The following is a 9719-nucleotide window of genomic DNA, read 5'->3' as shown; positions in this document are numbered from 1 at the left end:
GGAGTGGTCTCCTGATGGGTTCGTGTATCCAGTCTGTTGGTTATAAAAAAACGCCTCAATAGGCTAAAGTAGCGATTACTTGCTCTTGAGTCTTTCCATTAGATGAATTCGTCCAGTGCACTTGTCGATTGGTTATTAGACAGCCTCGAACTTAACACCAGTTTGTTCCATGTCGGCCGCTATTGTGGCGACTGGCATGCGAGCACCCATGGCTTGGCGAGTGCGAGTTTTCACCTGATCGTGCAGGGCGAATGCTGGCTGCATATCGACGGAGAATCGACCCCGCACCACCTGAACAATGGTGACGCGGTGTTTCTGTTACGCGACCTGGCGTACCGGTTGTCTGGCGAGGCCACCGCGGCCAGCGCGCAGGAATGCCCGCGACGGCCGATGCTGCCGCTGGACAGCACCGCCGCTGACGGTGTGGGGTTGGTCTGCGGTTTTTTCCATTTCCAGTCCGGCTTGTCGGCGCTGATCGTCGACACCCTGCCCGCCTGGATCATCCTGCGCGCTGGCGACCCGTCGCTGACCGCCGCGCGCAACCTGTTCGAGCTGATCCTGCAGGAATGCGAACGCGCGCCCGCGCCCTCTTCCGCCTTGCTCGAACGCCTTTGTCACCTGCTGTTTCTGTATGTGCTGCGCCAGCAAGTGCTCGACAACCACGACCTCGGCGGCCTCGCGGCGCTGGGCCGCCAACCGGCATTCGCCAAGCTGCTGGAACAGCTGATCGCGCGCCCCGCCGAGCCTTGGACCCTGGAAAGCATGGCGGCCTGCACCGGGCTGTCACGGTCGGCGTTTTTCAAGCGCTTCAATGAACTGTGCGGGCAATCGCCGGGGCACGTGCTGCTGATGATGCGCGTGCGCCACGCCTGCCAGCTGTTCAAGCAAGACCAGACCGTTGCCGATGTGGCAGTGGCCGTGGGTTATCAGTCAGTGGCGGCGTTTACCCGGGCCTTTAACAAGGTCACCGGGCAACAACCTGGCGCGTATCGCAAGGCTCAAGCCTGACGTTGCAAACCGATGCCTGGCTGGGCGCAGAGTTCGACCAGCCAGTCGATAAACACCCGCACCCGCTGTGACAACTGGCGATGCGGCGGGTACAGCGCGGTAAGGGCCATCTTCGGCGGCGCATGCTGGGGCAGCACTTCCACCAGTGCGCCCTGCGCCAATTGCCGCCGGGCATGGTAATGCGGCGCCTGGATCAACCCATAACCGGCCTCGCACGCCGCGAAGTAACCGTCGGCGCTGTTGACCGCCACACGCTTGGGCAGGTTGACCTCGCGCAGCTGCGCGCCCACTTGAAACTCCAGGCCAAAGCGTTTGCCGCTGACGCTGGAAACATATTCGACCATCTGATGCCCGGCCAAATCGTCCCATTCAGCCGGCACGCCGAAACGCTCAAGGTAATCAGGACTGGCCAGGGTCACCTGATCCATCATCGCCAAAGGCCGCGCGACCAGCGATTCGTCCAGCGCCGGGCCGCCGCGCAGCACACAGTCGACGCCCTCGCGAATCAAGTCGACCGTGCGGTCATTGAGGCCGATTTCCAGCTCGATCTGCGGGTAACGCGCAGTGAACGCCGGCAGCGCCGGGATCACAATCAGCCGCCCGATGCCCGAGGGCATGTCGATACTCAATGTGCCGCGCGGGTTTTGGCGGCGCGTGGAGAACACCGCCTCGGTTTCCTCCAGGTCCGTCAGCAACTGCACGCAACGCTGGTAATAGGCCGCACCGTCCAGGGTCGGGCTGACCTGGCGCGTGGTGCGCTGCAACAACTGCACGCCGAGGTGCGCTTCGAGTTGTTTGATCAACACGGTCACCGACGCGCGGGGCAGTTGCAGGCTGTCGGCTGCCTTGGCGAACCCGCCCAACTCAACAATCCGGGTAAACACGCGCATGGCGTTGAAACGATCCAAGGGGCAACTCCTCAGGGATTATTTAGAAAATACGAACAGTGATAGTGCTTTTAGCCGGTTTATCCAGGTTTTGTCGAGCGTGACAATGGTGACCTTCCCACCCTCAGGAGCTGAACCGATGCAAACTCGTCAACTGGGCAAAAACGGCCCACAGGTCTCCGCCATCGGCCTCGGCTGCATGGGCATGACCGATTTCTACACCACCGGCACCGACACCACAGAAGCCATCGCCACCCTGCACCGTGCGCTGGAGCTGGGCGTCAACTTCCTCGACACCGCCGACATCTATGGCCCGCACACCAATGAAACGCTGATCGGCAAGGCGATCGCCGGCAAGCGTGACCAGGTATTCCTGGCGAGCAAATTCGGGATTGTGCGCGACCCGGCCAACCCGGCGCTGCGCGGGGTGAATGGCCGCCCTGAATACATCCGCGAGGCCATCGACGGCACCCTGCAACGGCTCGGCGTGGACACCCTGGATTTGTATTACCAGCACCGCATCGACCCCAACGTGGCCATCGAGGAAACCGTCGGCGCCATGGCTGAATTGGTCAACCAGGGCAAGGTGCGTTACCTGGGCCTGAGTGAAGCGTCCGCCGCCACCCTGGAGCGCGCCCACAAGGTGCACCCCATCAGCGCCTTGCAAAGCGAATACTCGCTGTGGAGCCGCGACCAGGAAGACAACGGCTGCCTCGCCGCGTGCCAACGCCTGGGCATCGCGTTTGTGCCCTACAGCCCGCTGGGCCGAGGCTTTCTCACCGGCGCCTTGAAAAGCCCGGACGATTTCGCGGCGGATGACTACCGCCGCTTCAGCCCGCGTTTCCAGGGTGAAAACTTCGCGAAAAACCTGCTACTGGTCGAACAGGTGCAGAGCCTCGCCGCCGACAAAGGCGTGACGGCCGGCCAACTCGCGCTGGCCTGGGTATTGGCCCAGGGCGACGGGATCATTCCGATTCCCGGGACCAAGCAGCGCAAGTACCTGGAAGAGAACGTGGCAGCTGTATCGCTGCGGCTCAGCGCCTCCGAATTGGCCGCGCTGGAGGCGATCTTCCCCGCCGACGCAACGGCTGGCTTGCGCTACCCCGAGGCCGTGATGGCGATGCTGGACATCTGAGGCTTGTCACCCGCGAGCGCCTGCAAATGGCGCTCTCACTTTCTTGCACCATGGTACCTAAAGCTCCGCCATCCCACGCCGATAGCCCTACGAAGCTCTAAAAAAGCCGCGTCGACAATAAACGCTTCGTAAGGACGGCCCCATGCCCCCACTGCGCTCTATCCAAACCCGCTACACCCTGTTTCTGGTGCTGTTCGTCCTCGTGCTGTTTGTGTTGACCGTCGTGGGCATCGGCCAGTTGGTCGCCCCCAAGCTGCGCCACACCGAAGAACAGGTGGTGCTCAACCGTGTGGCCGAAGTGGCCGAGCAGATCCAGGGCGAACTGAACAAGGTTCAGGCCCAGCAACGCAGCATCACCCAAACCATTCCCCTGCTCGACAGCGATGCCATCGACAAGGTCTTGCCTGGCCTGGTCGACCAATATGGCGAGCTGAAAGTCTTCGGCGGCGGCATCTGGCCGTTGCCCAACCAGCGCACCCCGGGGCGCAACAAGCACAGCACCTTCTGGCACCGCGATGCCTCGGGCAAGCTGGCCGTCAACACCTTCTGGAACAGTGACGCCGCGCCTAATTATTACGACCAGAGCTGGTACAAAGGCGGCCTCGCCTCGCCGCGCGGCCAATGCGTCTGGGCCGCCGCCTACAAGGACGACGCCAGCCAGGAGCCTCGCACCAACTGCGCGATGGCGATCCAGCGTGATGGCGCAGCCTACGGCGTCGCTACCATCGACGTGACCCTGGGTTTCTTCAACGACCTGGTGGCCAGCAAGGAAAAAGACATCGGCGGCCAAATGCTGATCGTCGAAGGTGACGGCAAGATCATCAGCAACAGCTCGCGCATCAACAGCCCGGTGGTGTTGAAGAACATCAGCGAACTGGCCAGCACCTCGGCGTTTGCCGCCCAGGTCAGCAAAGCCCTCGCCCAGCGCGACAAAGGCCTGCAGCGCAGCGAGTTCGACAACCAGGGCGTGGCCAGCACGTTCTACCTGCGACCCATCGAAGGCACGCCGTGGTTCCTCGCCACCGCCCTGCCCACCTCGCTGATCACCGCCCAGCGCGATGACGTGCTCGGCACCCTGGCCCTGTTGCAAATTCCGATGGTGTTGCTGCTGGTGCTGTTGGCCGCCTACGCAATTCGCCAACTGGTGCAGCGCATGAAGTCGCTGAGCACCAATATCGACGCATTGTCTGCCGGCGATGCCGACCTGACGCGGCGCATCACCATTCGCGCCGAAGACGAACTGGGCGCCATCGGCCATTCGGTGAACCGCTTTATCGTCTACCTGCAAAACATGATTGGCGAAGTGACCCTGGCCACTGGCGCCATGTCGACGGGCCTGGCGCAGTTGCAACAAACCTCCGCCCACACCAACCAGATTCTGGTGCGGCATGCTTCGGAGACGGATCAAACCGTCACCGCGATCACCGAAATGAGCTCCACCGCCGACACCGTCGCGCAAAACGCCGCCGAAACCGCCGCCTTTACCCAGCGCGCGAACGAGCACGCCGACCGCTCCCGCGTGGTGGTGGGTGAAGCGTCCAACAGCGTCAGCGCCCTGATCGGTGAGGTGTCCAGCGCCACGCACACCGTGGAAGCCATGCGCCAGGACGCCGCGCGCATCACCGAGACCTTGGGCGTGATCGGCGCGATTGCCGGCCAGACCAACTTGCTGGCACTCAACGCCGCCATTGAGGCAGCGCGTGCCGGCGAGCAAGGTCGCGGGTTTGCGGTGGTGGCGGATGAGGTTCGCGCGCTGGCCGCACGTACCCAGGCCAGCACCTCGCAAATCAATGAGATGCTCGCGCGGCTGACCACCGGCGTGAGTTCCTCGGTGACCGCGATGGAAGCCACCCAAGCCAGTTGCCAGTCTGCGGCGGATGCCACGGCACGGGTCAACACCGGCCTGGACGAAATGGCCGGCTCCGTCAGCCATATCAATAACCTCAGCACCCAGATCGCCACGGCCGCCGAGCAACAAAGCGCGGTGACCGAGGAGATCAACCGCAGCATGGTGCAGATCCGACAGATGGTCGAAGAACTGGTGGAGAGCGGCAACGCAACCGAAACCAACACCCGCAGCCTGCTGGACGCAAATGGCCGGGTGATCGCGCTGATGAGCCGCTTCAAGGTGCGCTGATAAATTACTGAGACACTCCCGTGCAATGCGCGGGAGTGGGACTATTCTGACAGCTCTAAGGACGATATCTCGCCACACAGGAGGTGTGTCATGCATGCTGTCGAGCATCCAGTCCGCTTGGAACAGATCAGCCAGGAACGGTATATCGAGGCCGCCATCGAGGTGGTTTACGACTACGTAACCCAACCTGATCGCTGGCATGAATGGCATCCCACCTCCCTCAGTGCCGACACTGGCACCACCGGCTCCCTCCCGGCTGGCACGCGCTTTACTGAAATCATCGACCTGCTGGGCGTGCGTGTGCCCATGAGTTACCGGGTGCAGGTGGCCAAGCCGCCCCGTGAGTTCAAGACCGTATTTACCTCCCTGGCCGTCGACGGCTCGATCCATTACTTCCTGCAACCCCACCGCGGTGGCACGCTGTTCAAGCGCGTGCTGACCTACGAGACCGAGTTGCAACTCGCGGCCCTGCATGCGCGCATGGTCGAACTGTCTGCCATCGCGTTGGACCAGCTCAAGCATCGCCTCGAAAACAGCCCCTTCGTATAATTTTGAAACATCCCGCCCCCTGTGGACGCTGGCTTGCCTGCGACGAGGCCGTCATGATCGCGACCTCTTTCCGCTCCTGAGCCCCCTCGATGAAAACCCCATTGCGATTGGCCCTGCTCACCGCCCTGTTCACCACGACCCTGGCCCAGGCCGCCGACCTGATTCCCATCGACGTACACCGCGACGCCAATTGCGGTTGCTGCAAAAAATGGATCAGCCACCTGCAAAGCAAGGGGTTCAAGGTCAATGACCATGTGGAAGCCGACATGAGCGCCGTCAAGCAACGCCTGGGTGTCGCCCCCCGCCTCGGTTCGTGCCATACCGCCGTGATCGACGGCAAGTTCGTCGAAGGCCATGTGCCCGCCGAGCAAGTGCTGGCATTGCGCAAGCGTGACGACTTGCTCGGGATCGCCGCGCCCGGCATGCCAATGGGCTCGCCCGGCATGGAAATGGACGGCCGCAGCGAGGCCTATCAAGTCATTGGCCTGACGCGCGAAGGTAATGATGTGGTGGTGGCCGACTACCCGGCACACTGATCAATGCTCGCCGGTTACCTGGGGTTGTTCGTCGCGGCCTTTGGCGCCGCGACCCTGCTGCCCCTGCAGTCGGAAGCCGTACTGGTCGGGCTGTTGCTCAGCGGCCATTACAGCCTGTGGTTGCTGCTCGGCATCGCCACGTTCGGCAACGTGCTGGGCTCGGTGGTGAATTGGTGGCTGGGCCGCTGGGTTGACCACTTCAAGGACCGGCGCTGGTTTCCGGTCAGCACCCGGCAGCTGGACAAGGCGCGCCGGCATTACGAACGTTGGGGGCATTGGACGCTGCTGTTGAGCTGGGTGCCGATTATCGGCGACCCGCTGACGTTGGTGGCCGGTGTGATGCGCGAGCCGCTGTGGCGGTTTTTGCTGCTGGTCACGCTGGCCAAGAGCCTGCGCTATGGCGTGCTGGCGGCGCTGACCCTGCAGTGGGCGTTAATCCCCACTTAATCCCCTCGCAACAGCATCCGGGGCATTCTTATTGGAGCCCTTCCATGCCTCTCATCCGTGCTTTTTGCATCGCCGGCCTGCTGGCAACCAGCGCCGCTCCCGTGTTCGCAGCCACCTACGGCCCCGAACTTCAAGGCTTTGAATACCCCTACCCGGTTGAACATTTCAACTTCGAGTCCCAGGGCAAATCCCTGCAGATGGGCTACATGGACGTGCCGGCGAAAGGCAAGGCCAATGGGCGCAGCGTGGTGCTGATGCACGGCAAGAATTTCTGCGGTGCCACCTGGGACGCATCGATAAAAGCCCTGAGCGACGCCGGTTACCGGGTGATCGCGCCGGACCAGGTCGGCTTCTGCACCTCCAGCAAGCCTGACCACTACCAGTACAGTTTCCAGCAACTGGCAATCAACACCCATCAATTGCTGGAAAAACTCGGCATTCAGAAGGCCACGATCGTCGGCCATTCCACCGGCGGCATGCTCGCGACCCGCTATGCGCTGCTCTACCCCGCGCAAACCGAGCAACTGGCGCTGGTTAACCCGATTGGCCTGGAAGACTGGAAAGCGTTGGGCGTGCCGTATCGCAGTGTTGACCAATGGTATGAACGCGAACTGAAGCTCAGCGCCGAGGGAATTCGCCAGTACGAACTCAACACGTATTACGTGGGGCGCTGGAAGCCTGAGTACGACCGCTGGGTCGACATGCTCGCCGGCCTGAATAAAGGCCCAGGGCATACGCAGGTTGCATGGAACTCGGCGTTGATTTACGACATGATCTTCACGCAAGAATCTGCAATGTGGGGATGAGTGACGGAGCTTATCCGTATGGGACGGGAGGTGCAACCTGTGGCGGGGTGTTGCGGGGGTGTGGGCGGTTAGCCCTACTCGTATTTCTTACCAGTGATGACCAAGGCTGATGGCCCCCACTGTTTCAAGAAGGTCTCAGACTCAGCACTGGTTATGCACCGTGTCTTAACTTCTATCTTCGGGTCTTTAACGTTGTTCTGCTTCGCTTCTTGCAAGATTTGCTCTGTCGTCCTCCTTTCAATCGAACTGGCGCCTGTGTAACAGCTAACCAATCCAAGATACTGGGTGTCTATCATCTTCTCTTGCTGACAGTGGTTTTCATAACCTGTTGCTGACAGACAAAATCCGAACACAACGTAATAGAATCCCATCTACACACCTCTCCTTGGTAATCTAACAGAATTCACAGCCTCTACATCGTTGCACATAATGCGTTAACGGTTGGTTAGCTTCCACACTTACTATGAAGGCCACCAACCCAAACCTAGATGCACAATTCCTCAATGTTGCGGCTGTGTTTAGTGCGTTAAAGCTGTACATCTCATAGACATTTGAATCGTATCCCTTCTGAACGTACACATTGTGTGTCTGCTGTGTATCCATAGCAGCTCCTTTTTGTCAGGCTTCACAGGGTGCGAAACCTTGTGACAGAGCAAAACTATCACAACCACAAACCAAGTCAACAGAAACCGTGACACATGAGAATGTGACAGACACAAAAAAGGCCACTTATGTGGCCCTTGGGATTTGTGACACTCTGCAATCAATCAAACTTAGTGAGCTTGTCACGTGCTCTGATAAGATCAGTCTTTACCCGGTCAAGCTCAGCCTGTAAGTGCTGCTCTTGCTCTTCAAGGTTGGTGATAAGTGATTCAATACTCTTTTTGTACGCTGCTTCTACATCATCCAGCGTGGAGCCAATGTGGATTGGTGCCTCTGTGTGTGCTGGCGTGTGCGTAGGTGTGCTACCAACAATCTTGGCTTTGGCCGGGTTCAACCACCGCTCAAGCCCGCCATAGGTGATTTCAAGCTCTGTACCCTTGATACGCTCGTGAAAGCTCTTGCGTGACTCTTTATTGGCTTCAGCCTTACGCCATTCTGCAATGATCTTTGCCTTTACTTCTGGGGATTTTGCCTGTGCCATCGTAGAAGCTCCTGTGAGTGCCACACCCGGATATTGTGTGAGCCGACTGTAACACACAAAATTGCACACGCACAAATCGAAACCCTCGGCAGCACACTCACATCAACCTTCGGGCGCTATAGAGACGGGAGTGGTGAACCCTTTATGCCGAATGCCCTGTGCACGTTCAGCACGTCTGACAACCAACCTAGCCTCAAGGGACGGGTGCTTTCGTTCGATACTCTCTTCATAGATGTAGTTGGTGTCTTCCCAGAAAAGACAAATCTTGTCTACAAAGTCCTCTAACATCTCTCTAGGGATTTGCATTGACTGCACTGAAGGCGCTTGGTCTGCCAACGTCGAGTGTAAGAACGTGTTATCAGGATCGTGGTACATAGGCCAAAGATCGGGGCGAACACCCCACAGTCTTGCACTAGAGTTGCCATCACCATGACGACACACATTGCCTACCAACATAAGAAGATCAAGTGACTCAAATGATGCGAATGAAGGGAGAGTGATATCCCGCAACCTCACAAACACTGTATTCAGTTCATCACCCCAGTACACCGTCTGTACAGAGTTGGCACCTCTACGGTTAGACACAGGGAACGGATTGATGCTCAGCTCCTGTTGGCAGCCTGCTAAGTAGGTTCGTATCTGTTGCTCCCAAAGAGACTGGATTGATAGACAGAATGCCATCCGTGTTTTGTAGATCAGCTCATTGAGGTCAGAAATGATGAATCCAGAAACAGCGTCTTCAGACTCCCGCCAATGCTTCACCTGAGCATCAAGAGCATCTAGTGACGGGTTTACAACAAGAGTTAAGAAGTCCTTTGCAATCGGCCCATACCGATATGTGTAAACATCGGCCATGCAGTTCTTCCATGTGAAAATCTCAGACATCACGTCACTCCCTCCCAATGACAGTTAAGACCGAAATGGAATGGATGAAGCTACGATTTTCTCTGCCAACCCATGCTTTCCCCTGTGGCTTAACATTCGCTTGACAGATGTCGCTGCCAACATAGTTGAGGTAGTTGGCCCAAGGATAATTCTGTCTACGACGTTTTCTAGCGAAAGATCATCAC

Annotated in this window: 9 protein-coding genes and 1 pseudogene; 7 read left to right on the top strand and 3 right to left on the bottom strand. The window is 59.0% G+C overall.

The features are described from left to right. Positions 1–102: 102 nt before the first annotated feature. A complete protein-coding gene (locus WBB95_RS18350; protein WP_424488883.1) occupies positions 103–1008 on the top strand; it encodes a cupin domain-containing protein in 906 nt (301 codons plus the stop codon). Here the strand turns inward: WBB95_RS18350 and WBB95_RS18345 are convergent. Next, the gene (locus tag WBB95_RS18345) at positions 999–1916 is read right to left on the bottom strand and encodes a LysR family transcriptional regulator (RefSeq protein WP_424488882.1); all 918 of its coding nucleotides are present in this window, start codon (positions 1914–1916) and stop codon (positions 999–1001) included. The two genes, WBB95_RS18350 and WBB95_RS18345, sit on opposite strands and share 10 nt — an antisense overlap. Before the next feature lie 118 nt (positions 1917–2034). On the opposite strand from WBB95_RS18345, the gene WBB95_RS18340 reads away from it, so the two are divergent. The 6 genes and pseudogenes from WBB95_RS18340 to WBB95_RS18315 form a co-directional block, all read left to right on the top strand. Continuing rightward, positions 2035–3030 carry an aldo/keto reductase gene (locus tag WBB95_RS18340; protein ID WP_424488881.1) on the top strand — a complete coding sequence of 332 codons (996 nt, stop codon included), beginning with the start codon at positions 2035–2037 and terminating at the stop codon, positions 3028–3030. 142 nt (positions 3031–3172) lie between these two features. Further along, positions 3173–5167, top strand: a complete 1995-nt coding sequence (locus WBB95_RS18335; RefSeq protein WP_424488880.1) for a methyl-accepting chemotaxis protein — start codon at positions 3173–3175, stop codon at positions 5165–5167. Positions 5168–5257: 90 nt separating this feature from the next. Further along, the gene (locus WBB95_RS18330; protein ID WP_424488879.1) at positions 5258–5716 is read left to right on the top strand and encodes an SRPBCC family protein; all 459 of its coding nucleotides are present in this window, start codon (positions 5258–5260) and stop codon (positions 5714–5716) included. Positions 5717–5805: 89 nt separating this feature from the next. Then, positions 5806–6252, top strand: coding sequence for a DUF411 domain-containing protein (locus tag WBB95_RS18325; protein ID WP_424488878.1), 447 nt, complete (start codon positions 5806–5808; stop codon positions 6250–6252). 3 nt (positions 6253–6255) lie between these two features. After that, the gene (locus WBB95_RS18320; RefSeq protein ID WP_424488877.1) at positions 6256–6699 is read left to right on the top strand and encodes a YqaA family protein; all 444 of its coding nucleotides are present in this window, start codon (positions 6256–6258) and stop codon (positions 6697–6699) included. 44 nt (positions 6700–6743) lie between these two features. Then, a pseudogene (locus tag WBB95_RS18315) lies at positions 6744–7484 on the top strand (alpha/beta fold hydrolase); the annotation flags it as partial. A 784-nt stretch (positions 7485–8268) separates the two neighbouring features. Here WBB95_RS18315 and WBB95_RS18310 read toward each other — a convergent pair. Both WBB95_RS18310 and WBB95_RS18305 read right to left on the bottom strand, forming a co-directional pair. Next, positions 8269–8649 (bottom strand): hypothetical protein, encoded by a 381-nt coding sequence (locus WBB95_RS18310; protein WP_424488876.1) that lies wholly within the window; start codon positions 8647–8649, stop codon positions 8269–8271. Between the two features lie 102 nt (positions 8650–8751). Next, positions 8752–9534, bottom strand: coding sequence for a hypothetical protein (locus WBB95_RS18305; protein ID WP_424488875.1), 783 nt, complete (start codon positions 9532–9534; stop codon positions 8752–8754). Between the last annotated feature and the right edge of the window lie 185 nt (positions 9535–9719).

This window comes from Pseudomonas sp. (genome assembly GCF_049645325.1).
GTDB lineage: Bacteria > Pseudomonadota > Gammaproteobacteria > Pseudomonadales > Pseudomonadaceae > Aquipseudomonas.
This window is presented reverse-complemented; position numbering and strand designations above follow the sequence as displayed.

Coding starts and splice junctions, on each gene's coding strand:
- WBB95_RS18340 (WP_424488881.1), top strand. CDS start 2,035: ATGCAAACTCGTCAACTGGGCAAAAACGGCCCACAGGTCTCCGCCATC.
- WBB95_RS18310 (WP_424488876.1), bottom strand. CDS start 8,649: ATGGCACAGGCAAAATCCCCAGAAGTAAAGGCAAAGATCATTGCAGAA.
- WBB95_RS18325 (WP_424488878.1), top strand. CDS start 5,806: ATGAAAACCCCATTGCGATTGGCCCTGCTCACCGCCCTGTTCACCACG.
- WBB95_RS18350 (WP_424488883.1), top strand. CDS start 103: ATGAATTCGTCCAGTGCACTTGTCGATTGGTTATTAGACAGCCTCGAA.
- WBB95_RS18330 (WP_424488879.1), top strand. CDS start 5,258: ATGCATGCTGTCGAGCATCCAGTCCGCTTGGAACAGATCAGCCAGGAA.
- WBB95_RS18335 (WP_424488880.1), top strand. CDS start 3,173: ATGCCCCCACTGCGCTCTATCCAAACCCGCTACACCCTGTTTCTGGTG.
- WBB95_RS18305 (WP_424488875.1), bottom strand. CDS start 9,534: ATGTCTGAGATTTTCACATGGAAGAACTGCATGGCCGATGTTTACACA.
- WBB95_RS18320 (WP_424488877.1), top strand. CDS start 6,256: ATGCTCGCCGGTTACCTGGGGTTGTTCGTCGCGGCCTTTGGCGCCGCG.